Origin of the sequence: Streptomyces sp. CB01881, from assembly GCF_002953255.1 — a bacterium.
Classification (GTDB): domain Bacteria; phylum Actinomycetota; class Actinomycetes; order Streptomycetales; family Streptomycetaceae; genus Kitasatospora.
On the sequence record NZ_CP026498.1, the window covers coordinates 5,146,359 to 5,169,403 of the forward strand.

A 23,045-nucleotide genomic window follows, 5' to 3' on the forward strand; every position below is an offset into this window, starting at 1 on the left:
GGGGCGGCCAGGACCACTCTCCCGAGGGATATTTGACGGCCGTTCAGCGGAAGAGCGGATGAAATGCACCCGGACTCCACCCGCCCGTGCCCGGCCGCCGTTCGCCCTTTGTCGGCACCTCGGGGTTACATGGACGGCATGCAGCAGCCGCAGACCCACACCAGCGCCACCGACGACACCACCACGGCCGGCACCGGCACGGCGGGCACCGCCCCCGGCAGCGCCACGGCCGCCGACCGTGCCGAGGTCCGGGCGCGGGCCGAGGCCGTCCTGCGCGAGCTCGCCGGGCCCGCCGCCACGCTCCGCGACGACCAGTGGACGGCCATCGAGGCCCTGGTCGTCGACCACCGGCGGGCCCTCGTGGTGCAGCGCACCGGCTGGGGCAAGTCCGCGGTCTACTTCATCGCCACCGCCCTGCTGCGCGCCCGCGGCGCCGGGCCGACGGTGATCGTCTCCCCCCTGCTCGCCCTGATGCGCAACCAGGTGGAGTCGGCGGCCAGGGCCGGCATCCACGCCCGCACCATCAACTCGGCCAACACCGACGAGTGGGACGCGATCCAGGCCGAGGTCGCGGCCGGGGCCGTGGACATCCTGCTGGTCAGCCCCGAGCGGCTGAACAACCCCGACTTCCGCGACCAGGTGCTGCCCAAGCTCGCCGCCTCCACCGGCCTCCTGGTGGTCGACGAGGCCCACTGCATCTCCGACTGGGGCCACGACTTCCGCCCCGACTACCGGCGGCTTCGCACCATGCTCGCCGACCTCTCGCCGGGCGTCCCGGTGCTGGCCACCACCGCCACGGCCAACGCCCGGGTCACCGCCGACGTCGCCGAGCAGCTGGGCACCGGCACCACCGACGCGCACGCCCTGGTGCTGCGCGGGCCGCTCGACCGTGAGAGCCTCACCCTCGGCGTGCTCGCCCTGCCCGATCCGGCGCACCGCCTGGCCTGGCTGGCCGACCACCTCGACCGGCTGCCCGGCTCCGGCATCGTCTACACCCTGACGGTCGCCGCCGCCGACGAGGTCACGGCCTTCCTGCGCGAGCGGGGCTTCGCGGTGGCCTCGTACTCGGGCCGCACCGAGGACGCCGAGCGCCGGACCGCCGAGGCGGACCTGCTGGCCAACCGGGTCAAGGCCCTGGTCGCCACCTCCGCGCTCGGCATGGGCTTCGACAAGCCCGACCTCGGCTTCGTGGTCCACCTGGGCTCGCCGAGCTCGCCCATCGCCTACTACCAGCAGGTGGGCCGGGCCGGCCGCGGCGTCGACCGGGCCGAGGTGCTGCTGCTGCCCGGGCGCGAGGACGAGGCGATCTGGCGCTACTTCGCCTCGCTGGCCTTCCCGCCGGAGGAGCAGGTGCGCCGCACCATCAACGCGCTCACCGAGGCCGGGCGGCCGCTCTCCACCGCCGCCCTCGAGCCCCGGGTGGACCTTCGCCGCGCCCGGCTGGAGACCATGCTCAAGGTCCTCGACGTGGACGGCGCGGTGCGGCGGGTCAAGGGCGGCTGGACTGCCACCGGGCAGAGCTGGCAGTACGACACCGCCCGGTACGCCAAGGTCGCGGCCTCCCGCGAGGCCGAGCAGCGGGCCATGCGCGAGTACGCGTCGGGCACCGGATGCCGGATGGAGTTCCTGCGGCGGCAGCTCGACGACGAGCAGGCCGTGCCGTGCGGCCGCTGCGACAACTGCGCCGGGCCGCTGCACACTCCCGAGGTGTCCGCCGAGGCGATGGACGCGGCCCGGGCCGCGCTCGGCCGGCCCGGGGTGAGCTTCGAGCCACGCCGGCTCTGGCCCACCGGCATGGACGCGCTGGGCGTGCCGCTCAAGGGCCGCATCCCGGCGGGCGAGCAGGCCGAGTCCGGCCGGGCCCTCGGCCGGCTGTCCGACATCGGCTGGGGCAACCGGCTGCGCACCCTGCTCGCCGACCAGGCACCCGACGTTCCCGTCCCCGGCGAGGCGGTGGACGCCCTGGTCGCGGTGCTGGCCGACTGGGCACGCGGCCCTGGCGGCTGGGCCGGGCCCGCGACCACCGAGGGCGCCCGGCTGGAGCGGCCGGTCGGTGTGGTGACCATGGCCTCGTCCGGCAGGCCACAACTGGTCGGCAGCCTCAGCGCCCGGATCGCCGAGATCGGTCGGCTGCCGCTGCTCGGGCGGATCGAGTACGCGACCGGACAGCCCCCGCACGGTGCGCGCAGCAACAGCGCCCAGCGGCTGCACTCGCTGGCTGGCGCTCTCGTCCTGCCGCCGGAGGTGGCGGCCGCGGTGGCCGGGGCGGGCGGGCCGGTGCTGTTGGTGGACGACCTGGTCGACTCCGGGTGGACGGTCACCGTCGCCGCCCGGCTGCTGCGCAAGGCCGGGGCGAGCGCGGTCCTGCCCCTCGTACTGGCCGTGCAGGGCTGAGGCACCGGGCCGCAGAGGCGGAGGGCCGACACAACGGGAGGACCGGCTCGGAGCGGGAGGGCCGGTGGAGGACGGCGGGTCGGTTCAGAGCGGAGGACCTGGAAGGCCCGACAGCAGCCATCACTCGAATGGAGTAACGGAGGTGATCGCCGGAACAACCGCGACCGCATGCCGCACCGATCGGGGAAGGAGGGGCGGATGTTGCTCAGGATGCTCCACGGAGGCCTTCGGGCGCCCCGGATCACGATCTGGCGCCGCCTGACTGACGCCCGCACGGCGGTGGAATATATCTGGCAGAACGTTGGCTTTCGGGCGCCGTTCATCATTTCATCGTTGCCGCTCCGCCCCATCTGCCCTGAGAATCGGACCGTACCCGGAAGCCGGTCCGATGGACCAGGCCTTCGGCGTACGCAGGTACCCGCGCGCCCGTGGGTCGGGAAGGAGGATCGTGATCAACGGTATCGGCCGAGGTCAGTATCCCCTCGCCCGGAGTTCGTCGCCCAGACGGGTGCTCGATCTGGAGGCGTGGACGGCCGCGGGGGTCCCGTTGCTGCGCGATCCGCGCGAGTTCGTCCTGGAGCTGCACCAGCGCCACCTGCCCCAGCCGGGCACGGTCGTGGTCGGCGTGGTGGACGCGTCGCACCGGCTGACCGCCTCCGCCTCGTTCGCACCCTGGCCCCACGACACCGACGGCTGGCAGCACCGCAACGCGATCCTTTCGCACCTGCGCCAGGTCACCCCGCACGACCTGCGACAGGCCGCCCCGACCCGGACGGCCGTGCTGCTGCGCTGCCGCGAGGGTGCGGCCGGCTGGACGGAGCAGGACGGCGCCTGGATGTGGGCCCTGCAGGATGCGGCCGTGCTGCACGGGCTGCGCTGCGGTTCGTACATCGCGCTGACCCCGGCGGGCTGGCAGGTCCTCGGCGACGAGCGCGGCGGACGCAACCCGAACGCGGGCTCCTGGGCGGACGGGCCGGTCCACACCGTGACGGAGCTGCCGCCCCGGTCGGCCCGGCTCCCCCCGGCGGAGCGGAGCCAGCGTGGCGACCGGTCGCAGCGCCCCCGGGCGTCCGAGCTCCCGTGGACTCCGGCCCGCGTCACGGCCATCGAGCCGGCCCGGCGCACCGGTACCCGCTGACGCGACCCGCACCGGCGACATGGCACGGAGCACCACCGAACGCGGGACACGGTGCGCCGGGAGCAGGACTCGGACCTCCGGGGATCACCTACTCCCACGCACCACCCCGCGCAACGGCCGACCCTTCACGGCCACCGCGCCGCACACCCCGCGCTCCAGCACCCCGGGCGCCTGTACGCGAACCCTGCACAGGCACCCTGCACGGCCACCCGGCGCGGGCCGCACAACGCGAACCGGGCCCGGCGCCTCGGCGGCATCGGGCCCGGACGGTCCAGGGGTGTCAGGCGGGCAGGCGCCCGCTGGTCGGGCCGGCTGCGGCTGCGGCTGCGGCTGCGGGACCGGCGTCGCCGCAGACCACCAGGAGCGCGGCCGTGTGGCCGAGCGCCTTGGTGTAGGCCTCGGCGGCGCGGCCGGCCGTACCGCCGTTGACGACCAGCACGACCACCTCGCGGCGGGCCGGACGGGTCAGCGCGGCGTCGGCGTAGAACACGTCCCCGCCCTCGGCGAGTTGCGCCCAGTAGCGCTCCTCACCGAAGGAGAGCTCGTGCTGCTGCCAGGGGTGCGCCTCGCCGACCGTCAGCACCAGGATGTCGCCCGGCTTGCGCCCGGCGTCCAGCAGTTGGTCGACCGCCTCGTCCGCGCGGTCCAGGGCCTGTGCCGTGGTGGCGGCGACCAGCTGGACCGCGGGCTGCGGTGCGGCGGGCGCCGGGCGGCGCGGGCCGGGCTTGGGGATCCGGGCCGTACGCGGCGGCCCCGGACGGTCGGCGCGCGCCGGCGCCGGCCGCGGAGGTGCGGAACGCGGGCCCGGCACCGGAACCGGTGCGACGACCGACGGTGCGGTAGTGGCGGCCGACGGTGCGGCAGCGGCGGCCGACGGTGCGGTAGTGGTCGAGCTGCCAACGGCAGGTGTGGGAAGGGCTTGTGCGTCCGACTCACGGGGGAAGGGAACGCCGGGGCCCGGGAGGCTCTTGTGAATCTCCGGCTCCTCGGGGAAGACAGGCATACCCGGATATCTATCAAATGCCGGTCGGGCGCGCACGGGCACCCCACCTATTGGGCACCACGAACCGCCCGCCCCCACCCCGGCAATTCCCGACGGAACGTCAGAAACCGAGCATCAACTGTTCGTCGGCCGATCCGCCCGAACCCGCTCCGCCCGCACCCACGCCGACCCTGTTCCGCTTCAGATGACGCCACTGGGGCAGGCCGTCCATGTACGCCCAGGAGAGCCGGTGCTGTTCGGTCGGACCGAACTCCTCCAGCGCGGCACGGTGGACCGGCGACGGGTAGCCGGCGTTGTCGGCGAAGCCGTACTCCGGGTGCGCCTCGCCGAGTTCGGCCATCATGCCGTCGCGGTGCACCTTGGCGAGCACCGAGGCGGCCGAGACGCAGATGCAGGACTGGTCTCCCTTGATCACCGTGCGCACCCGCCAGGGGCCGCCCAGGTAGTCGTGCTTGCCGTCGAGTATCACCGCGTCCGGCTCCACCGGCAGTGCCTCCAGCGCGCGGACGGCGGCCAGCCGGAGGGCGGCGGTCATCCCGAGCTCGTCGCACTCCAGAGCCGTGGCATGACCGAGCGCGTACGCGGCCACCCAGTCGGCGAGCACCGGGGCGAGCGCCTCACGGCGCAGCTCGGTGAGCAGCTTGGAGTCGGTCAGACCCTCCGGCGGCTTGCGCAGGCCGGTGACGGCGGCACCCACGGTGACCGGGCCGGCCCAGGCGCCGCGCCCGACCTCGTCGAGACCGACGACGATCTTGGCGCCGGCCCGGCGGAGCGAGCGCTCGACGGAGTGCGTCGGCGGAACGATGGGCATCGCGGTGTCCTTCGAGTGGGGCAACCTCCAGCCTAAGCCCCGCCCGGTGCCGCCCCGACCATCCCGTCCCAGCCGTCCCGCCCCGTGCTCCAGGCCCCCGCAGCCCAGGACCCGACGGCGACGCCGCCGCCCAGAGCCTCACACCCCGGCCCCCGCTCCGGGGCACGCGGGATCCCGGGGCACCCAGGCCCCCGGCCCTCAAGCCTCGCGGGCACGCAAGGCCGCCAGGACCCCCTGGGCCCTCAGCCCCCTCGGCCCCCTCGGCCCGTCAGCCCCTCAGACCTCAGACCTCAGGCCCCGGCCCCCGGCTCCCCGCCCCCAGAACCCTCACGCGCGGATCAGCGGCATCATCACCTCGTCAACCAGCTCGGCCGCGAAGTCCGCCCCGATCTCACGCCCGCAGACCTTCACCCGGTACATCAGCATCGCCGGGGCCACGTCGGCCACGAGCGAGGTGGCCGCGCCGGGCCGGACGTCGCCGCGCCCGGCGCCCCGGCGGAGGATGTCCAGAATGGTGCCCTTGGTCGGTTCGATCACCCTCCGCGTGATGAAGTCCTTGAACAGCTCGGCCTGCTCGTGGTCCAGCTCGGACATCAGCGCGTGCATCGCGGCGCCCGCCCGGGAGCCCATCGCCGCGGTGAAACCCTCGATGAGCAGCAGGAGTTCACTACGGGCGGACCCGAGGTCCGGGGTGTCCGAAGGGCGTGGCAGAGTGGAGTCCAGGGCGTCGATGACCAGTTCGACCTTGGATGCCCAACGCCGGTACAGCGCGGCCTTCCCGGTCCGCGCGGCACCGGCGACGCCTTCCATCGTCAGCCGCGCGAATCCGCCGGAGGTGAGCTGATCGAGCGTGGCCTCGAAGATGGCCTGCTCAAGTTCCTTCCCCCGGCGGCGCGCCGGCCGGGAGAGGACCTCGGCGGCCGCCTTGACCGGACAGAGCGCCGCGAGCGCAACCGCCGGGGCGACAGGTGTCGGTTCGGGGGCGACCGGGCGTTCTCCCGAACGCCCCGCAGTCCGCTCCACGGCCCGGCCGGCCGCCGCGCTCACCGCCTGGCGTCGCACCAACTGATCCATCGTCACCAACCTTAGGGAACGCTTGCGTTCACAATCTCGCCCAGGATATCGTCCACATTAGTGAACGATCCCGTTCCTTCATAGCCAGCGGGACGCCGTAGGGCTGTGCCGGACCCAGGGTCCACAGCATACGAAGCAATAGCCAGCAGGGGGCATCAACTTGGCTATCTCCGACACACTCAGCAAGAGCACACCATCGCAAGGTGACCAGGGCCGGCACAAGGGCATCACCCTGGCCGTCATCGCGGCCACGCAGCTCATGGTGGTGCTCGACGCCACGATCGTGAACATCGCGTTGCCGCAGATCCGGGACGCGCTGCACTTCTCCACCACCAACCTGTCGTGGGTGATCAACGCCTACACCCTGACCTTCGGCGGCCTGCTGCTGCTCGGCGGTCGCGCGGGCGACATCCTCGGCCGCCGCCGGGTGTTCATCGCCGGCACACTGCTGTTCGGCCTGGCCTCGCTGCTGGGCGGCTTCGCGCAGGACGGCGGGATGCTGCTCGCCGCCCGCGCCCTGCAGGGCATCGGCGGCGCGATCTGTTCGCCGACGGCCTTCGCCCTGATCGCGACCAACTTCGAGGAGGGGCCGGAACGCAACAGGGCGTTCGGCGTCTTCTCCGCGGTGGCCGGGTCGGGTGCCGCGATCGGCCTGCTGGCCGGCGGCCTGCTCACGGAATACCTGGACTGGCGCTGGGTCTTCTTCGTCAACGTGCCGATCGCGGTCCTGATCGCGTTCGCCGCCCCGCGCTACATCGCCGAGTCGGAGCGCCAGGAGGGCCGCTTCGACCTTCCCGGGGCGCTCACCTCGACGCTGGGCCTGATCGGCCTGGTCTACGGGTTCATCCGGGCCGCCTCGGACGGCTGGACGGACTCCGTGACGCTGGGCTCGTTCGCGGCGGGCGCGCTGCTGCTGTTCGCGTTCATCGTGATCGAGCGCAGGACCGCCCAGCCGATCACCCCGCTGCACCTGTTCCTCGACCGGAACCGCACCGGCGGCCTGGTGATGATGCTCTGCCTGGCCGCGGCCATGTTCGGCATCTTCTTCTACATCACGCTGTTCGTGCAGGGTCCGCTCGGCTACAGTCCGCTGCGGGCCGGCGTCGCCTTCCTGCCGATCAGCGCCTCGATCATCGTGGCGGCGCAGGTCGCCTCGGCGCTCCAGGCGAAGTACGGCCCCAAGCCCTTCATGGTCACCGGCGCCGTCCTGGTCACCGGCGGCCTCAGCTGGCTCACCCGGATGAACGCCGACAGCGGCTACGTCGACAGCATTCTCGGCCCCACGGTGATGTTCGGCTTCGGCATGGGTCTGATCTTCGTCCCGGTCATGCTGCTCGCCGTCGCGGGCGTCTCCACCCGTGACACCGGCGCCGCCTCCGGACTGCTCAACTCGATGCAGCAGATCGGCGGTTCGCTGGGCCTGTCGATCCTGACCACCGTGTTCGCCCGGTCCTTCGACGACAAGAAGGCCGAGCTGATGGCCGCGGCCCCGAAGAACGTCGTGCCGACCAAGGAACAGCTGGCGGAGGCCGGTAACCAGATGCTGGCGTACGGCATCTCGCACGCCTTCATCGTGGGTGCGGCGCTCGCGGGTGTCGCCCTGCTGTCGGCCGTGTTCGTGATCAAGGCCAAGGCTTCCGACCTGCCGTCGGACGCCGCAGGTGTCGCGCTGCACTGAGGCCGGGCACCGCACCGAGGTCAGTCCGTGCACCGAGGCCCCGAGGCCGTGCACCGAGGCCGGGCGCCACGCCGGGGCCAGGCCGGGCGCCAGGCCGGGCAGCGAGTCGGACGCCGTACCGAGGTCGGGCCGTGGAGGCCTCACCGCGAGGGCCGGCCGGGAGCAGCATCGCTCCCGGCCGGCCCGGTCGTTTCCGCGGCGACGGCGAAGTGCCGGCGCCCGACATCAGTACTCGCCGAAGAACCCGCCGGATCAGTACTCGCCGCTGAACCCGCGGAATCAGTACTCGCCGAAGAACCCGCGCTGCAGGCCCACCGCCTTGCAGGCGTCCGAGGCGGCGTTCCCCGGACCGACCGGCGGGTGGTCCAGCAGGATCCCGCGGGAGCGCGACTCGGCGAGGCTGGTGGCGTACCAGGGCGAGGCCTCGTCGGGAAGGTCGAACCACTGCTTCTCCAGGGCGCAGGTCCGGTGCTTCGCGGGCAGCCGGTCGAGGGCCGGGACGGCGTCGAGCGAGAGGTCGCGGACGTTGCGCAGGTCGATCTGCCCGGTGCGCTCGAAGCGGGCCACGTTCTGCTCGGCGACGATGGCGTCCGGCCCCATCAACCCGTAGACGGCGGCGGTCAGCGCGCCGCTGAGCACCACGGCGCGCGGCAGCCAGGCGGCGGAGCGGACCAGCCCGGCCGTGATCAGCAGCACGAACACGACGCCCAGCCAGACCTCGACCACCAGCACCCAGAGCCGCAGCCTGGTCAGCCCGGAGGCGTCGACGTAGAACCACATCCGGCCGAGCGCCGAGGCGACCACGACCAGGGTGAGCAGGCTGAGCGCGCCGAGCAGGATCCGGGCCAGCCGGCGGTCCGACTCCGAGCTGCGCGGCGCCCAGCGCTTGGCGACGGCGACCACGACCAGGGTCAGCACGGTGACGGCCATCAGCTGCCAGAAGCCCTGCCGGGCGTACTCGGAGCGGCTCATCCCGGTGTTCTCCATGATCGAGTCCCGGCCGCCGAGCACCACCACGGCCTGGACCAGCGCGAAGGCGCCGAACATCAGGTTGAGCGCGGCCAGCGGCAGCACCCACTCCAGCCGGCCGCGCTCGCGGCCCGGACGGATCACCGTGCGGTCCCAGCGGCGCGGGCCGGCCGCGATGTGGGCGAAGCCGAGCGCGGTGACCAGACCGAGGACGAAGAGCAGGAAGCGCAGCGGGAGTTCACCGAGGTCGAGGCTGGGGCTGAGGTTCCCCAGGACATCCGCCATGGCCGCGTCGGCGCTGGCGAACAGCCAGCCGAAGACGGTCAGCAGCACGACGGCCACCACGACGGCGCGCAGCACCGGAACCACCTTGCCGCGGCCGGGCAGGGCGAGGCCGCGCAGGCCGTCCCGGGCCCAGCGAAGGCCGGGCACGAGCTGCCAGAGGATGCCGGGCAGAGCCAGCAGCACGCCCGCCCAGCGGCGGCCGCCGTGCAGGGCGAGCGAGGCCAGGGCCAGCGCGCAGACCGTGGAGAGCACCGTCGGCCAGCCCGCGTCGAAGAGTGCGGGCACCACGAGCAGGGCCAGGGCGAGCACGCTCCACGCCACCGTCCAGGGGCGTATTCGCCGACCGGCCGACCAGGCGGAGAGGCCTGCGCCGGCGGCGGCGACCGTGCCGCAGACCAGCAGGTTGACGCCGAGGCCGCTGCCCATCAGCCAGGCTGTCAGCAGGCCGGTCAGCACCGCGGCGAGCAGTGCCCGCGGCGGGGCCGGGGCCTTGGCGCCCGGGTCGCTGGGACGCAGCCACCCGTTGGGCTGCGGCGCCGCGCCGGCGGCCGGCGCGCGGTACGGGTTGGCGGGACCGGCCGGTCCGCGGTACGCGTCGAAGGCCGCCTGGCCGCCGCCCGGAGCGCCGGGCGCACCGGGCCCGAACGGGCCGGGAACGGCTCCGGCCCCGCCGGAACCAGGCCCGTCAGAACCGGAGACACCCGCCCCGTACGCACCAGCACCAGCACCGGCGCCAGCACCGGACGCACCAGCACCGGACGCACCCGCACGCGCACTCGCACTCGCGTCGGAGGCACCCGCACCGGAGGCGCCGGGACCAGAGGCACCCGCACCGGACGCGCCGGGATCGGACGGCCCGTCCCCCGGTGCGGGCGTGGAAAGACCTGACACGCGTTCCCCCTCAGAGGTCGGTGGGCATGCGGAAGCCGCCCTGGGGGCAGTCCGCGGCAGGCGCCCGGAGCGCCGCTACTGCAGCAGACTGTAGACCATTCTGAACAGGTTCAAAAACGCTGGGGGCACCTCTGTCACGGGGCTGTGACAAAGGCGCCCCCAGGCCCTGCACCGAACATGAGGCCAGGTCAGCGGCTCAGTAGGAGCCGTACAGCGAGTACGCCAGCGAGCCCTTCACCGCCGGCCCGAAGTCCGCCGGCCAGCTGCCGAAGGGCACCACCGCGTTGCTGTAGGCGCCCGAGCCCGTCGGGCCGGTCGAGTAGTTCATGTTGTTGACCGCGGCGCCGGCGCGGCGATGATCGCGTCCGAGGCGGAGGAGGCGGCGAAGTCGGTGTGGATGTTGGCGGTCAGCGCCGCGTAGTAGCCCTTGGAGCCGTAGGCGGCGTCGAGCAGCGTGGTGACGGTGCCCGGGTGGGACTGGCCGGACTCGTCGGTCAGCTGGGTGGTGGCCTGGTACTCGTCGATCACGCTGCCGTCGGCGTCCGCGAACCGCATGATCTGGCCGGTGCCGTTGAAGTAGCCGGGCCGGTCCCTGGTGAAGTTGGACGGGTAGAAATAGTAGTCGGTGTCCAGCCGGATGCCGTTGGCCGGCTTGGTCTTCGCCCGGGTGGACCAGTCGTCCCACTCCACGCAGTGCGTGCGGCTGCTCGAAGGCGCCGGAAGCGACGTGTACTTGGCCCGCCAGTTGGACAACTGGTCACTGTAGAAGCCCTGCAGGGCCGCGGTGGTGCCCCACGGACGGCAGTTGGTGGTGACGTGGACGCCCACCTCGAAGCCCTGGTCGGTGTAGGCCCGGGCCTGCGCCGGGGTGAGCGGGTCGTCGGTGTAGATGTACGAGGAGCCGCGCACGCACTCCCAGTTGGCGACGGAGCAGCCGGGCGGGCTCTGGGCGATGTAGCCGTCCCAGCGGCCGGCGGTGCCACCGACCCCGTGGTCGTCGCCGGTCATCACCACCACGGCCTTCACGTCCCGCGGGAAGTACCAGAAGCGGGGCAGCGGCTTGTTGGCGGAGTCGACGAGGGTGATCAGGTTGGCCAGCAGCCGCTGCTGCTCGTCGGCGATCGGGATCAGCGCCTTGTCGAGGTTGTTCCAGTCCGGCTGGCCGCCGGTGCCGAAAAACATCTCGGCGGCCTCGTAGCCGTCGGTGCCGTCGCGCTGCTGGCCGGCCCAGGCGATGTTGCCCTGCCGGGTCTGCACCACGGACCTGGCGAGGTCGTAGCTGAACGCGGCGACCCGGCCGCTGCCGGCCGTGCGGAGGGTGACGGCCGGGTTGGCGGTGGCGGTGGTGGCGTCGCTGTAGAGGGTGGCGACGGCGGTGGCGCCGTTGAGGGTGTAGAGGTCGGCGGGGCCGTGGTAGCCCATCGTGTCACCGGTGATCCCGGTGCCGGGGGCAGCGCCGGTGTCCACCTTGAGGTAGGCGTCCGCGCGGGTGCCGGCGGCCGGGGTGAGGCCGAACAGCGGCGCGAGCTGCCGGTCCGGGCGCATCGCGACCAGCCGGCCGCCCCCGTTGGTCCAGGTGGTGAGCGTCGCGGCCTGGGCGGCGGTGAGCGGCATCTCGCCGAGCAGCACCACGTCGTAGGAGGCGAGCAGGGATCCGGTCACGGTCGAGATGTCCACCGCGCGGTAGGAGTTGAGGCCCTCGGCCTTGAGGATCTCGGCGAGGTAGCGGGTGTACGGGTTGGCCTGGCTGGTGACCAGCAGGATCGGGCCCTCACCGCCCGGGCCGGCGCCGGCCGCGGGGGGGCGTCGGGGTGTCCTCCGCGGTGTACGTCGCGTAGATCGAGAAGCTCAGGCCGCCGGCGGTGGACGCGCCGGTGACGTACCGGGAGGCGTTCAGGTGGTTGGAGTCGTCCGAGTCGGTGGACGGGCCGACCGCCGTGGAGCCCAGGGTCGCCGTGGCGGCCTGTGCCGGAGCGGCCCCCGGGCCGGCGGCCAGCGCCGCCGCCGTGCTCAGGACCGCCGGCAGGCCCGCGATCCTCCTCCGCCACCGGGCGCCCGGGCCCCTGCCCGCACCCGCCCGGAGGCCCGGACGTGCACCCGGACGTGTGCCCGCGGGCCTGCCTGCACCTGCCATGACCGCCCCCTGTGCCAGTTTCGGCCAACTGCCCCCACCGGTGTACCGGTTGCGCGGCAAGCGTGTCCGCGGAACCGCCACAGTCGCCGGCCGGGCCGGGTCACCCCTTGACGGATCCGGCCAGCAGACCGCGGACGAAGTACCGCTGGAGGCTGAAGAAGACCACCAGGGGGATCACGATCGACAGGAACGCCCCGGCCGTGAGGAGCTCCCAGCGGCCGCCGAAGGAGCCGGAGAGCTGCGCCAGCCGGACCGTCATCGGCGCCACCTCGGGGGTCCCGCCGGCGAAGGTCAGTGCCACCAGCAGGTCGTTCCAGACCCAGAGGAACTGGAAGATCGCGAACGAGGCCAGCGCCGGCGCGCAGAGCGGCAGCACGATCGACCGGAAGATCTTGAAGTGCGAGGCGCCGTCCACCACCGCCGCCTCCATCAGGTCGCGCGGCAGCTGGGCGATGAAGTTGTGCAGCAGGAAGATCGCCAAGCGCGAACATGGTGTGCGCCAGCCAGACGGGCGCGTACGTGCCCTTGAGGTCCACCGCCGGGATCAGTGTCAGCGGGCCCAGGTGCGCGCCGCCGGAGAACAGCCGCAGCAGCGGGATCAGCGCCATCTGGATCGGCACCACCTGGAGCGCGAAGACCACGAAGAACACCGTGTCGCTGCCCCGGAACCGCACCCAGGCCAGCCCGTACGCGGCCATCGCCGCCAGCACCAGCGGGAAGAGCGTCGCCGGGATGCTGATCGCCAGCGAGTTCACCAGGAACGGCATCAGACCGGTGGAGACGCCGGAGCCGCCCTCGAACAGCACCGTGTGGTAGTTGGAGAGGCCGAGGTCCGGGTGGAGGAACGCGTTCCACCAGCCGTTCGCGGTGACGTCCTGCTTGGGGCGCAGCGACGTGACCAGCAGGCCGAGGGTGGGGATGGTCCAGAGCACCGTCACCGCGATCACGAAGACCGAGGCGAGCGGGGAGCCGAAGGCCTGGCGGACCGGGCCGCGGCGCCCGGCCAGCGGCCGGCCGGCTCCCGTCCCGCGACGCCCGCCCGACGGGCCGCGCCCGCGCACCGGATCGAGCACGCTCATCGGACCCCACGCTCCTTCCGCAGCTGGACGATGTTGTAGGCCACCAGCGGCAGCACCGCGAGGAAGAGGATCACCGCGAGGGCGCTGCCCCGCCCGGTGTTGAACTGCACGAAGGACTGCGAGTACATCTCGTTGGCCAGCACCTGGGTGCCGAAGTTGCCGCCGGTCATGGTGCGGACGATGTCGAAGGCCTTCAGCGTGGTGATCATGACGGTGGTGAGCACCACCACCACCGTGGTGCGGATCATCGGCACCGTCACGTACCAGAACAGCCGCACCCCGCCCGCGCCGTCCAGCCGGGCGGCCTCGGTGACCTCGTCCGGGATCGCCTTGATGGCGGCCGAGAGGACCACCATCGCGAAGCCCGTCTGGACCCAGACCATCACCGCCATCAGCAGGAAGGTGTTCAGCGGCTGGGAGAGCATCCAGTTCGGCGGGTGCTCCCAGCCCAGCGCGATGGCGACCTGGCTGAGCAGGCCGATCTGCTGCTGCGAGGCGTCCCGGGACTCGTAGACGAACTTGAAGATGATCGAGGCGCCGACCAGCGAGATCGCCATCGGCATGAAGATCAGCGACTTGTAGACCGCCTGGCCGCGCATCCGGTCCACCAGCAGCGCCAGCACCAGGCCCAGGCCGGTCGCGGCCAGCGGCGCGACCACCAGCCAGAGCAGGGTGGTGACCAGGATCTTCTGCACCGAGTCGGTGGTGAACGCCCAGCCGAAGTTCTCACCGCCGACGAACCGGCTGCTGTCGTCGTTGTACAGGCTCAGGTAGACGGTGCGGACCAGCGGGGCGACCAGGCCGACCAGCAGCAGCACGACCGCCGGGCCGAGGAAGACCGCGACGGCCAGCGGCCGGGCGATCCGGCCGGAGGCCCGGCCGGCGACCAGGAAGACCAGCAGCAGGATGCCGAGGAAACCCGCGATCGCACCGAAGCTGTTGCCGAACTTGACGGCCGCGTCGCCCCAGGAGCCGTCGGCCAGCGCGGCGGACGGCCGGGGGCCGGCGAGTACGGACATGGCTGCACGTCCTTTCCCTGCCCCGGGCAGAGCGGAGGGGCGGGCGGTGCGGGTGGGTGGCCCCGCACCGCCCTCGACGGATGGACCCTGGCGGCGGCCGCTACTGCGGCCAGGCCGCGTCGATGTCGGCGGCGGTCTTCTGGATCGACTGGCCCTCGGCGAACCAGGCGGTCAGCGACTTCCACTCCTGCCCGGCCCCGACCGCGGCCGGCATCAGGTCCGAGCCGTCGAAGCGGAAGGTGGCCGCCGGGTCGGTGAGCGCGTCGGCGGAGAGCCGGTCGATCGGGTCGGTGTACAGGCTCTTGTCCACGCCCTGGTTGGCCGAGACCCAGCCGGTGGCGGTCTTCACCCGGCTGCTCGCCCACTCCGGGCTGGACAGGTAGTTCTGCACCGCCTGCACCTCGGGCCGGCTCGCGAACGCGGTCAGGAACTCGCCGCCGCCCTCGACCGGGTTGGCGACCTGCGGGTTCACCGCCGGCAGGTGGAAGGCGAAGATGTCGCCGTCCGGCCCGACGTCGGTGCCCTTCGGCCACTGCGCCTTGTAGAACGACGCCTGCTGGAGCATGAAGCACTTGCCGGTGAGGACCGGTGCACCCGCGTCCTGGAAGGTCGTGGTGGCGATCGACTTCACGTCGCCGTAGCCGCCGTTGACCCACGCCGGGTTCTGCATCCAGTCCGCGACGGTCTTCATCGCCGTGGTGATCTTCTCGTCGGAGAACTTCACCTTGTGGGTCACCCACTGGTCGTACACGTCACCGCCGTACGAACCCAGCACCACCTCCTCCAGCCAGTCGGTGGCCGGCCAGCCGGTGGCCGTCCCGGAGGCGATGCCGCCGCACCACGGCTTGCCGCCGCCGGCCTTGGCGATCCGGTCGCTGAGCGCCATCAGGTCGGCCCAGGTCTTCGGCACCTCGTAGCCGGCCTGCTTGAAGGCCTTCGGCGAGTACCAGACCAGGGACTTCATGTTGGCACTCATCGGCGCCGCGTAGAAGGTGCCGTTCACCGAGCCGTAGGCCTTCCAGACCGGGCTCCACTTCTCCTGGTTGGCGACGGTCTGCGCGGGCGGCTTCACCACCTTGCCGCTCTTCACCATCTGCGCCAGCAGACCGGGCTGCGGGATGATCGCGAAGTCCGGCGCGTTGCCACCGGTCACCCGCACCGGCAGCTGGGACTCGAAGTCGTTGGAACCCTCGTAGCTGATCTTGATACCGGTACACGAGCTGAACTCGGACCAGGACTTCTCCAGGTTGTCCGACTCCGGGCTGAGGATCGACGCGAAGACCGTCACCGTGGCGCCCGAATGCCCCGCGTACTGCTGGAACTTGGCGCAGTCACCGGCCAGGGTCTGACCGCCGCCGCCCGACCCGCCCCCGGAGCTGCTCGAACTGTTCGAGCAGGCCGCGGTCAGCGCCAGCGCCGCCAGCAGAGCGGGCACGGCCACCAGACGGCGGGAACGGGCGGAGGGTGAACTCGTGGACGGCACGGTCGGGGTGGGGGTCAATGCGGTCCTCCTCGCCAGGGCGCGCAGCGCCGGCAGTACGACAGAACGACATTGCGCTGTACCGGAGATCGACATGGACGCGGCGGCGGCCGGTTTGACGACGTTAACGCAGCAGCCACCCCTCGCCAAGGTCCGCGTTCGACCTTCACCCGCACGTGGCCCAAGTTGTGACCCGTGGCCACCCCCGCAGGGAACCGGTCCGGACGCCGCACCCGGCCCGTACGCCGCGGCCCGGCAGGACCCCGGCCCGTACGCGGCGCCCCGGTCGGACGGCACCCCACCGCCGGGGTGCCGGGCGTGCCCGGGAACGCCGACGGCCCCGCCCGGGCCGGGCGGGGCCGCACCACGGCCGGCCGTCAGAACAGCCGGACCGGCAGCTCCCGCAGCGAGTTGACCACCAGCGACGGACTCGGGCGCAGCTCCTCGTCCGGCACCGCCACCGCGAGGTCCGGGAACCGCTCGAACAGCGCCGGCAGAGCGACCCCCGCCTCCAGCCGGGCCAGCGGGGACCCGGGGCAGACGTGCGGCCCGTGACCGAACGACAGGTGGCGGATCGGGTCCCGCGTGATGTCGAACAGCTCGGCGGTCACCCCGTGCTGGGCCGGGTCACGGCCGATCGCGTTGTACGAGATCAGCACCGGCTCACCCTTGGGGATCACCACCTCGCCGACCTCGACGTCCCCGGTGGTGAACCTGAACAGGAAGTTGCTGGTCGGCGGCGTCCAGCGGAGCGACTCCTCGACCACCGCGTCCCAGCCGACCTTGCCCGAGCGCACCAGCTCCAGCTGCTCCGGATGGGCCAGCAGCGCCCGCACCGCGTTGCCGATCAGGTTGACCGTGGTCTCGTGACCCGCCGCGATGATCACCCGCAGGGTGGCCGCCGCCTCGGCGTCGCTCAGCGCGCCGCCCTCGGTGTCCGCCGCCAGCAGCACACTGGCGAGGTCGTCCCCGGGTGCCGAACGGCGCTGCGCCACCAGGTCGTTGACGAAGGCGTTCAGTCCGGCGATGGTCGCCTGGATGCCCTCGGGGTTGGGCCGGATACCGAAGAACCGCTCGTAGAGGTCCCGCAGATGGCCGTGGTCGGACTCGGGCACGCCCAGCAGCGAGCAGATCACCGTCATCGGCAGCGGGAAGGCGAACGCGGTCTTGAGGTCCACCTCCCGCTCCCCCGCCGCCAGCGCGTCCAGCAGCCCGTGGGTGATCTCCTCCACCCGCGGGCGCATCAGCTCGACCCGGCGCGGCGTGAACGCCTGCGCCACCAACGCCCGCAGCCGCCGGTGCTCGGCACCGTCGGTGGTCACCATGCTGGGACCGGGCACCGCCAGGCCGATCAGCGGCCAGGTCTTCGGCACGTCGCCACGCTGGTACGCCGCCCAGTGCGCGGCGTCCTTCACCAGCCGGGCGTCGGTCAGCAGGTCCCGGGCGGCCGCGTGCTGCGTCACCGCCCAGGCGGCGACGCCACCGGGCAGCTCCACCGCCACCGCCGGGCCCGCCGCACGCAGCAGCGCACCCTCGGCGGCGTTGTCGCGCGCCATCGGATCGAGGGCTATCGGAGCGGTCATCGGCACAACTCTCCTTGAGGTACTGGATCGTGAACAGCCCTGAACGGCCTGCCCGGCTCAGGCGTGGTAGCCCGCGGTGAACGACACCGGCAGCGCCATCAGCCCGCGCACCCACGCCGACGGGCGCCAGACCAGCGCGTGCTCGGCCACCGCCAGCCGCAGGTCCGGCAACCGGTCCAGCAGCACCTCGATCGCGGTGGTGGCGATCACCTCGGCCGCCTCCTGCGCCGGGAACGGGCAGCCGTGCTCACCGTACGAGTAGCTCATGTGCGCCCGGTTGCCCTCGGCCGGGCTGCCGTCCGGCTGGCGCACCGACGGGTCCGCGTTGGCGCCCGCGAAGCCGAGCAGCACCATGTCCCCGGCGGCGATCCGCTGTCCGGCGAGCCGGGTGTCCCTGGTCGCCCAGCGGCCGGCGAAGATCTGCGTCGGGGTGTCCTCCCAGAGCGCCTCGTTCAGCGCCTGGCTGATGCTGCGCCGGCCTCCGGAGAGCGAGGCGGCGAACCGCTCGTCGGTGAGCATCAGCCGCAGCGCGTTGGAGATCCAGTACGAGCTGGGCTGGTGGCCGGCGATCAGGATCACCCGCAGGTCGCGCATGATCTCGTCGTGCGACAGACCCGCCTCGTGCTGGAGCATCGCGGTGGCGATGTCGTTGCCCGGGTGCTCGGCCTTCTCCTGGACCAGCTCCAACATCACGCCGAGCAGCCGCTGCGCGCCCGCGGGCGCGTCCGGGCCGCCGTCCAGCATGGTCAGCAGGCCGTCGATCAGGACCGGCGCCTGCTCCTCGCTCAGCCCGAACAGCCGGCAGATGACCAGCAGCGGCATCCGGTGCGCGTACTCGGCGACCAGGTCGGCCTCACCGCGCCCGGCGAACTCGTCGATCAGCCGGTCGGCGATCTCCTCGGCGTGCTTGCGCAGCTCGTACGGGTCGACGGCGGCCAGCGCGTCGGTGACCGCCCGGGAGCGGCGGACGTGCTCCTCGCCCTCGGCGTACAGGATCGACGGCACCGGGGCCATCATCGGCTTGAGCGGCCAGTCCTCGGGGATGGTCTCCCAGGCGTTCCAGCGGGTGGAGTCGCGGCCGAACAGCTGAGGCTGGCCGGTCACCATCTGGAGCTCGCGGTAGCCGATCACCAGCCAGGCCGGGACACCCCCGGCCAGCTCGACCGGGGCGACCGGGCCGTGGGTGGCCCGCAGCTCGCGGTAGAGCTGCCCCGGGTCGGTCTGGAAGCGCGGCCCGTACAGCGGGGTGGCGCCGGCGTGCGCAGGGCAGCCCGGCGGCGGGGTGACGGCGGGCTCGGTCACGGGGTGCACTCCTCGTAGCGGGACGGGTCGGTGATGCCTTCTGTTGCGGCCAGGGCGGCCCCGGTCCGGGCGGCCTCCTCGACCCGGGCGGCCAGGTGGCGGACCAGCTCGATCAGCACCTGCTTGCTCGACTCCCGGTCGCGCGCGTCGCAGTCCACCAGCGGGACGTCGGCGGGCAGGTCGAGCGCCTCCCGGACCTGCTCCAGCGTGTGGGTCGGCCCGCCGAAGTTGTTCCGGGCCACGATGAACGGCGTGCCGTGGTGCTCCAGCCGGTCGATGGCGTACCAGGACTCCTCCAGCCGCCGGGTGTCCACCAGCACGACCGCGCCGAGGGCACCGCTGAACAGGCGGTCCCAGAGGAACCAGAAACGCTCCTGGCCGGGCGCGCCGAACAGGTAGAGCACCTGGCTGGCGGAGAGCGTGATCCGGCCGAAGTCGAAGGCCACCGTGGTGGACCGCTTGCCCCAGGCACCCGAGGGGTCGTCGATCCCCTCGCCCGCCTTGGTCATGGTCTCCTCGGTGTTCAGCGGACGGATCTCGCTGACCGCGCCGACCAGCGTGGTCTTGCCCACGCCGAAGCCGCCGACCACGACGATCTTCAGCGCGTTGTCGGCGGTGCCGCGCAGCGGGGTGCGCCGGGCCGCCGGTGCCTCAGAGCCGTTGGAGTCCATGCAGCACCTGCTTCAGCGTGTCGAGATCGGGCAGCCGGGCCTTGTTGGGCGCGAACCGCGGGTGGCGGGCGGTGATCGCCCCGGTCTCCAGCAGGTCGCCGAGCAGGATCTTCACCACCGACACCGGCAGCGACAGTTCCGCGGCGACCTCGACGACGGCGGTCGGGGCCTCGCACATCCGCAGGATGCGGGCGTGCTCCGACTGCATGCCCGAGGCCGGCTCCCGCTCGGCGACGATCAGGGTGACCAGGTCGAAGGCGTTCTCCGGGGACCGGCTGCGGCCCCGGGTGATGGTGTAGAGACGGTCCGGGTCGTCGTCACGGCCCGGCATGACCGGCCGCCCGGTCATGCCCGGGCACTCTCGCGGTCCGCGGGCGCCGGGCCGGCCACGTCCTCACGGGCCGGGGCGCTCAGGTGCACGCCGATCTGCTCGATCAGACCGTGCATGTTGTGGCCGACCACGCCCACGTCCGCGTCGTCGTCGGTCACCACGGCGAGGTGGGCGCCCTCGCCGGCCGCCACGATGCAGAGGATGCCGCCGTGGAACTCGGTCATCGACTGCCGTACGCCGCCGCTGCCGTCGCCGAACTCGATCGAGGCGCCGTGCGCCAGGCTCTGCATGCCGGAGGCTATCGCCGCCAGCTGGTCCGCCTGGTCGGCGTCGAGGCCCGCGGTGTGGCAGAGCTTCAGGCCGTCGGCGGAGAGCACCAGGGCGTGCCGGGTGCCGGGGGTGGCCGTCAGCAGGTTTTCCAACAGCCAGTCGAGGTCACGGTCGGTGGCGCTGCTCATGAGGAGTCCTTCTCGGTGACGACGGGGGAAGCGTCGGGTGTGGTGGTGGGTGCACCGCCCTTGGCCTGCTGGGCGGCGCGACGGAAGGCGCCGAACCGGGCGGCGGCGCTCGCCGCGTCGGCACGGGCGGGCTTGGCGGCGGGGGCCGCCGGGGCGGTGGTGGCGAGCGTCTGCCCGCGGCGGCGCTGCGGCAGGCCGCTGTCGGTGACCGGCACGTGCGTCTCGGCCCGGTCGGCCGGGGCGGGAGCGGCCGGCACGGCGGGGGCCGGCACGGCGGGTGCTGCGGGCAGGGAGCGTGCGGGAGCGAGGGCGGGCGTGAGGGCCGGGGTGAGCGCGGGGCGCGCGGGAACCGGCACGGCCGGCCGGTCCGGTACGGGCTCCGGGGCGGGCTCCGGTGCGGGGTGCGTCACCAGCTGCTGCGGGATCAGCATCACCACCCCGGTACCGCCGCGTGCCGACGGCCGGAACGAGATCTGCAACCCGTGCTTGCGGGCCAGCGCACCGACCACCGCGAGGCCGAGCCTGGTACCCGCCGAGAGCGTGGTGAGGTCCAGCGGCTCGGCGGAGACGGCCCGCTCGGCCCGGCGCAGCCAACTGTCGCTCAGGCCGAGTCCGCTGTCCTCCACGGTGACCGCCAGCCCGGCCGGCACCTCCTCGACGTAGACGTGCACCTCGGCCGGCGGGGCGGAGAAGTTGGTGGCGTTGTCGAGCAGTTCGGCGAGCGCGTGCATCACGCCCTCGGCGGCGAACCCGGCCACGGCGGCGGCGCTGGCGTTGTGCAGCCGGACCCGCTGGTAGGCGCCGATCCGGCCGAGCGCGCCGCGCAGCACCGACTCCACCGCGATCGGCTTGGCCCAGCGCCGGCCCGATCGGGCGCCGGTGAGCACCGCGATGCTGTCGGCCATCCGGCCCGCCTGCGCGGTGGAGTGGTCCAGCCGCAGCAGGTCGCCGAGGACCTCCTCGTCGTGCCGGTGCTGCATCTCGCGCAGCTCGGCGTGCATGCTCGTGGCCAGCGCCTGGACCCGCCCGGCCGCGGTCGCGCAGACCGCGAGGGCAGCGGCCCGCAGGCGCTCGCCGCGGCCGACCTCCTCGGCGACGGCGCGCAGCAGCGCGTACTGGGGGTGCTTGCGGTGTGCGGCCAGCGCACTGTCGACGGACGCGCCGCCGCGGAGCCTCTTCACCACCTCGGGCAGCACCTCGTCGGCCAGCCGCTCCAGCTGGGCTCGCTCGGCCCGCTCCGCCTCGGCCTCCTCCCGCACCCGGGCCAGCTCGGCCTGCGCGGCGGTGAGGTCGGCCCGGGCCTGCGCGAGCTCGGACCGGGCGGTGTCGCGCTCGGCCTTCGCCGCGGCGGCCCGCTCCCGGGCGGCCGTCTCGGCCTGCCTGGCCGTACCGGCCACGACCAGCGCCGCCATGGCCTCGTCGTCCTTCGCGGCGAGCCCGGCGGCCAGCCGGCGGGCGCGCTCAGTGGCGGAGGCCGCCAGCCCGACGGCGATCAGCCAGAGCGCGGCGACCGCGCCGACCGCGGCCGCGGTCAGCGGCTGGTGGGCCGCCGAGGCCCGGCTGATCCCGATCGGGGCGACGACCAGCGCCAACAGGACCGCCCCCGCCGTGAGGGCCGCGGTGCGCGCGGCGGGCCGACGGCCCGGCCCGCCTTCGGGGCTGGTGCGTTCTGTCATCGATGCGGTCCTCGGCAGCAGCGGCGGGCGTCGACGGGCTGACGCCGACAGCGGGGCTAGGCGAATGCGCGACCGCCCGGCCGACGTGATGAAACGTCTCCGGGCGGCTGATCGGTTCACGCAGTCGGCCGATCATATCCATTCAGCTGTCGGCCTCAACTGGAGAGTTGACGCACAGTATCGTTCGTTCACGCTTCGTGCACCGATCCGCGACCATCCCGCCGCACCTCCGTCAGCCCAGCGTCGCCTCCACCGCCCGGCGGACGGCCTGGGCGTCCAGCCCGTGGCCGGCGATCACCTTGGCCCCCAGACCCTCGCCCTCCCGGAGCACCCCGAGCAGCAGGTGGCCCACCGCGATGTGACCGGACTTCAGCCGCAGCGACTCGCGCAGCGACAGCTCCAGCACCTTCCTCGCCCGGGCCGTGAACGGGCTGCGCCGCTCCTTCGCACCCGACCGGAGCCAGCCGCGCCGACGCGACTCCGCCCCTTCCGGCGCCGCGTCCAACGCCCCCTCCCCGAACACCGACTCCACCGCCTCCCGGACGGCCTCCAGATCCACCCCGATCGCCGCGAGTGCCTGCGCGTCGCCCCCCTCCCCCAGCAGCCGCCGCACCGCCCGCCGGGCGGTCTCGTGGTCCAGGCCCGCGTCGACCAGCACCGCGGCCGCCGGGTCGTCCGGCTCGGCCAGGATCGCCAGCAGCAGGTGCTCCGTCCCCACGTACCCGTGCCGCAGCTCCGCCGCCTCCTGCCCCGCCCGGCCCACCACTCGTCGCGCACTCTCGGTGAAACGCTCGAACATCGCTCAGTCTCCGTCCCTGTCGGCTCCGACCCCACGCCGGGCGTACTTCTTGTGCACCGCCTGCCGGCTCACCCCGAGGCAGACCGCGATGTCCTGCCAGGACCACCCCTGCCCCCGGGCGTTCCCCACCTGCAGTCCCTCCAGCCGGTCCGCCAACTCGCGCAACGCACGGACCGCCCGGAGCCCCACCGCCGGATCACGACTGCTCGCCGCGGCCGCAAGCTCTCCGTTCTCGCTCATACCGTCAACCTAGGTTGACACCCGCCATCT

Annotated in this window: 22 protein-coding genes; 4 read left to right on the forward strand and 18 right to left on the reverse strand. The window is 73.2% G+C overall.

Annotation, left to right across the window (positions count from 1 at the left end; all coding sequences use genetic code 11):
- Window positions 1–138 precede the first annotated feature (138 nt).
- Both C2142_RS12365 and C2142_RS12370 read left to right on the forward strand, forming a co-directional pair.
- Entirely contained in the window at window positions 139–2,394 is a 2,256-nt protein-coding gene (locus tag C2142_RS12365) for a RecQ family ATP-dependent DNA helicase (RefSeq protein WP_148642693.1), read from the forward strand.
- A 445-nt stretch (window positions 2,395–2,839) separates the two neighbouring features.
- Window positions 2,840–3,532, forward strand: a complete 693-nt coding sequence (locus C2142_RS12370; RefSeq protein ID WP_241003174.1) for a hypothetical protein — start codon at window positions 2,840–2,842, stop codon at window positions 3,530–3,532.
- A gap of 280 nt (window positions 3,533–3,812) precedes the next feature.
- Here the strand turns inward: C2142_RS12370 and C2142_RS12375 are convergent, their stop codons facing one another.
- The 3 genes from C2142_RS12375 to C2142_RS12385 form a co-directional block, all read right to left on the reverse strand.
- Window positions 3,813–4,343, reverse strand: a complete 531-nt coding sequence (locus C2142_RS12375) for a hypothetical protein (RefSeq protein WP_346766375.1) — start codon at window positions 4,341–4,343, stop codon at window positions 3,813–3,815.
- Window positions 4,344–4,635: 292 nt separating this feature from the next.
- Window positions 4,636–5,346 carry a ribonuclease HII gene (locus C2142_RS12380; protein ID WP_148642694.1) on the reverse strand — a complete coding sequence of 237 codons (711 nt, stop codon included), beginning with the start codon at window positions 5,344–5,346 and terminating at the stop codon, window positions 4,636–4,638.
- Between the two features lie 327 nt (window positions 5,347–5,673).
- Window positions 5,674–6,420 (reverse strand): TetR/AcrR family transcriptional regulator, encoded by a 747-nt coding sequence (locus C2142_RS12385; RefSeq protein WP_148642695.1) that lies wholly within the window; start codon window positions 6,418–6,420, stop codon window positions 5,674–5,676.
- A 166-nt stretch (window positions 6,421–6,586) separates the two neighbouring features.
- On the opposite strand from C2142_RS12385, the gene C2142_RS12390 reads away from it, so the two are divergent.
- Window positions 6,587–8,098 (forward strand): MFS transporter, encoded by a 1,512-nt coding sequence (locus tag C2142_RS12390; RefSeq protein ID WP_241003175.1) that lies wholly within the window; start codon window positions 6,587–6,589, stop codon window positions 8,096–8,098.
- Between the two features lie 279 nt (window positions 8,099–8,377).
- Here the strand turns inward: C2142_RS12390 and C2142_RS12395 are convergent, their stop codons facing one another.
- The 5 genes from C2142_RS12395 to C2142_RS39660 all read right to left on the reverse strand — a co-directional run bounded on the left by C2142_RS12395 (window position 8,378) and on the right by C2142_RS39660 (window position 12,858).
- Window positions 8,378–9,808: a DUF4173 domain-containing protein gene (locus C2142_RS12395; protein ID WP_241002537.1), complete on the reverse strand. Its 1,431-nt coding sequence runs from the start codon at window positions 9,806–9,808 to the stop codon at window positions 8,378–8,380.
- 631 nt (window positions 9,809–10,439) lie between these two features.
- On the reverse strand, window positions 10,440–10,571 hold the full coding sequence (locus tag C2142_RS41530; RefSeq protein WP_277347252.1) for a hypothetical protein: 132 nt from the start codon (window positions 10,569–10,571) through the stop codon (window positions 10,440–10,442).
- Complete coding sequence (locus tag C2142_RS12400; protein ID WP_162002460.1) at window positions 10,568–11,905, reverse strand: hypothetical protein; 1,338 nt, start codon at window positions 11,903–11,905, stop codon at window positions 10,568–10,570. Before C2142_RS12400 ends, C2142_RS41530 begins: the two co-directional genes overlap by 4 nt.
- A gap of 109 nt (window positions 11,906–12,014) precedes the next feature.
- On the reverse strand, window positions 12,015–12,377 hold the full coding sequence (locus tag C2142_RS12405) for a hypothetical protein (protein WP_148642697.1): 363 nt from the start codon (window positions 12,375–12,377) through the stop codon (window positions 12,015–12,017).
- Between the two features lie 100 nt (window positions 12,378–12,477).
- A complete protein-coding gene (locus tag C2142_RS39660) occupies window positions 12,478–12,858 on the reverse strand; it encodes a carbohydrate ABC transporter permease (RefSeq protein WP_241002538.1) in 381 nt (126 codons plus the stop codon).
- 8 nt (window positions 12,859–12,866) lie between these two features.
- Here C2142_RS39660 and C2142_RS39665 point away from each other — a divergent pair, with 8 nt between their 5' ends.
- Window positions 12,867–13,193, forward strand: coding sequence for a hypothetical protein (locus tag C2142_RS39665; protein ID WP_241002539.1), 327 nt, complete (start codon window positions 12,867–12,869; stop codon window positions 13,191–13,193).
- Window positions 13,194–13,452: 259 nt separating this feature from the next.
- Here C2142_RS39665 and C2142_RS12415 read toward each other — a convergent pair whose 3' ends face one another.
- From C2142_RS12415 to C2142_RS12460, 10 genes are all read right to left on the reverse strand, one after another.
- On the reverse strand, window positions 13,453–14,475 hold the full coding sequence (locus C2142_RS12415; RefSeq protein WP_148642698.1) for a sugar ABC transporter permease: 1,023 nt from the start codon (window positions 14,473–14,475) through the stop codon (window positions 13,453–13,455).
- A 100-nt stretch (window positions 14,476–14,575) separates the two neighbouring features.
- Entirely contained in the window at window positions 14,576–15,976 is a 1,401-nt protein-coding gene (locus C2142_RS12420) for an ABC transporter substrate-binding protein (RefSeq protein WP_241002540.1), read from the reverse strand.
- A gap of 356 nt (window positions 15,977–16,332) precedes the next feature.
- Window positions 16,333–17,538: a cytochrome P450 gene (locus C2142_RS12425; RefSeq protein ID WP_148642700.1), complete on the reverse strand. Its 1,206-nt coding sequence runs from the start codon at window positions 17,536–17,538 to the stop codon at window positions 16,333–16,335.
- Between the two features lie 57 nt (window positions 17,539–17,595).
- Complete coding sequence (locus C2142_RS12430) at window positions 17,596–18,840, reverse strand: cytochrome P450 (RefSeq protein WP_148642701.1); 1,245 nt, start codon at window positions 18,838–18,840, stop codon at window positions 17,596–17,598.
- Complete coding sequence (locus C2142_RS12435) at window positions 18,837–19,511, reverse strand: ATP/GTP-binding protein (RefSeq protein ID WP_148642702.1); 675 nt, start codon at window positions 19,509–19,511, stop codon at window positions 18,837–18,839. Before C2142_RS12435 ends, C2142_RS12430 begins: the two co-directional genes overlap by 4 nt.
- Window positions 19,492–19,860, reverse strand: coding sequence for a DUF742 domain-containing protein (locus tag C2142_RS12440; protein ID WP_148642703.1), 369 nt, complete (start codon window positions 19,858–19,860; stop codon window positions 19,492–19,494). Before C2142_RS12440 ends, C2142_RS12435 begins: the two co-directional genes overlap by 20 nt.
- Window positions 19,857–20,300, reverse strand: coding sequence for a roadblock/LC7 domain-containing protein (locus C2142_RS12445; RefSeq protein ID WP_148642704.1), 444 nt, complete (start codon window positions 20,298–20,300; stop codon window positions 19,857–19,859). The genes C2142_RS12440 and C2142_RS12445 overlap by 4 nt, the downstream gene beginning before the upstream one ends.
- A complete protein-coding gene (locus C2142_RS12450) occupies window positions 20,297–21,976 on the reverse strand; it encodes an ATP-binding protein (protein ID WP_148642705.1) in 1,680 nt (559 codons plus the stop codon). The genes C2142_RS12445 and C2142_RS12450 overlap by 4 nt, the downstream gene beginning before the upstream one ends.
- A gap of 232 nt (window positions 21,977–22,208) precedes the next feature.
- Window positions 22,209–22,775 carry a Clp protease N-terminal domain-containing protein gene (locus C2142_RS41535; protein ID WP_148642706.1) on the reverse strand — a complete coding sequence of 189 codons (567 nt, stop codon included), beginning with the start codon at window positions 22,773–22,775 and terminating at the stop codon, window positions 22,209–22,211.
- A gap of 3 nt (window positions 22,776–22,778) precedes the next feature.
- Entirely contained in the window at window positions 22,779–23,015 is a 237-nt protein-coding gene (locus C2142_RS12460; protein WP_148642707.1) for an RNA polymerase subunit sigma-70, read from the reverse strand.
- Window positions 23,016–23,045 lie beyond the last annotated feature (30 nt).

Bases quoted from the DNA above. Each gene is read 5' to 3' on its own strand.
- C2142_RS12365 (WP_148642693.1), top strand. From the start codon at position 139: ATGCAGCAGCCGCAGACCCACACCAGCGCCACCGACGACACCACCACG.
- C2142_RS12380 (WP_148642694.1), bottom strand. From the start codon at position 5,346: ATGCCCATCGTTCCGCCGACGCACTCCGTCGAGCGCTCGCTCCGCCGG.
- C2142_RS12385 (WP_148642695.1), bottom strand. From the start codon at position 6,420: ATGGATCAGTTGGTGCGACGCCAGGCGGTGAGCGCGGCGGCCGGCCGG.
- C2142_RS41530 (WP_277347252.1), bottom strand. From the start codon at position 10,571: ATGAACTACTCGACCGGCCCGACGGGCTCGGGCGCCTACAGCAACGCG.
- C2142_RS12405 (WP_148642697.1), bottom strand. From the start codon at position 12,377: ATGGCAGGTGCAGGCAGGCCCGCGGGCACACGTCCGGGTGCACGTCCG.
- C2142_RS39665 (WP_241002539.1), top strand. From the start codon at position 12,867: ATGGTGTGCGCCAGCCAGACGGGCGCGTACGTGCCCTTGAGGTCCACC.
- C2142_RS12415 (WP_148642698.1), bottom strand. From the start codon at position 14,475: ATGTCCGTACTCGCCGGCCCCCGGCCGTCCGCCGCGCTGGCCGACGGC.
- C2142_RS12425 (WP_148642700.1), bottom strand. From the start codon at position 17,538: ATGACCGCTCCGATAGCCCTCGATCCGATGGCGCGCGACAACGCCGCC.
- C2142_RS12435 (WP_148642702.1), bottom strand. From the start codon at position 19,511: ATGGACTCCAACGGCTCTGAGGCACCGGCGGCCCGGCGCACCCCGCTG.
- C2142_RS12440 (WP_148642703.1), bottom strand. From the start codon at position 19,860: ATGACCGGGCGGCCGGTCATGCCGGGCCGTGACGACGACCCGGACCGT.
- C2142_RS12445 (WP_148642704.1), bottom strand. From the start codon at position 20,300: ATGAGCAGCGCCACCGACCGTGACCTCGACTGGCTGTTGGAAAACCTG.
- C2142_RS12450 (WP_148642705.1), bottom strand. From the start codon at position 21,976: ATGACAGAACGCACCAGCCCCGAAGGCGGGCCGGGCCGTCGGCCCGCC.
- C2142_RS41535 (WP_148642706.1), bottom strand. From the start codon at position 22,775: ATGTTCGAGCGTTTCACCGAGAGTGCGCGACGAGTGGTGGGCCGGGCG.
- C2142_RS12460 (WP_148642707.1), bottom strand. From the start codon at position 23,015: ATGAGCGAGAACGGAGAGCTTGCGGCCGCGGCGAGCAGTCGTGATCCG.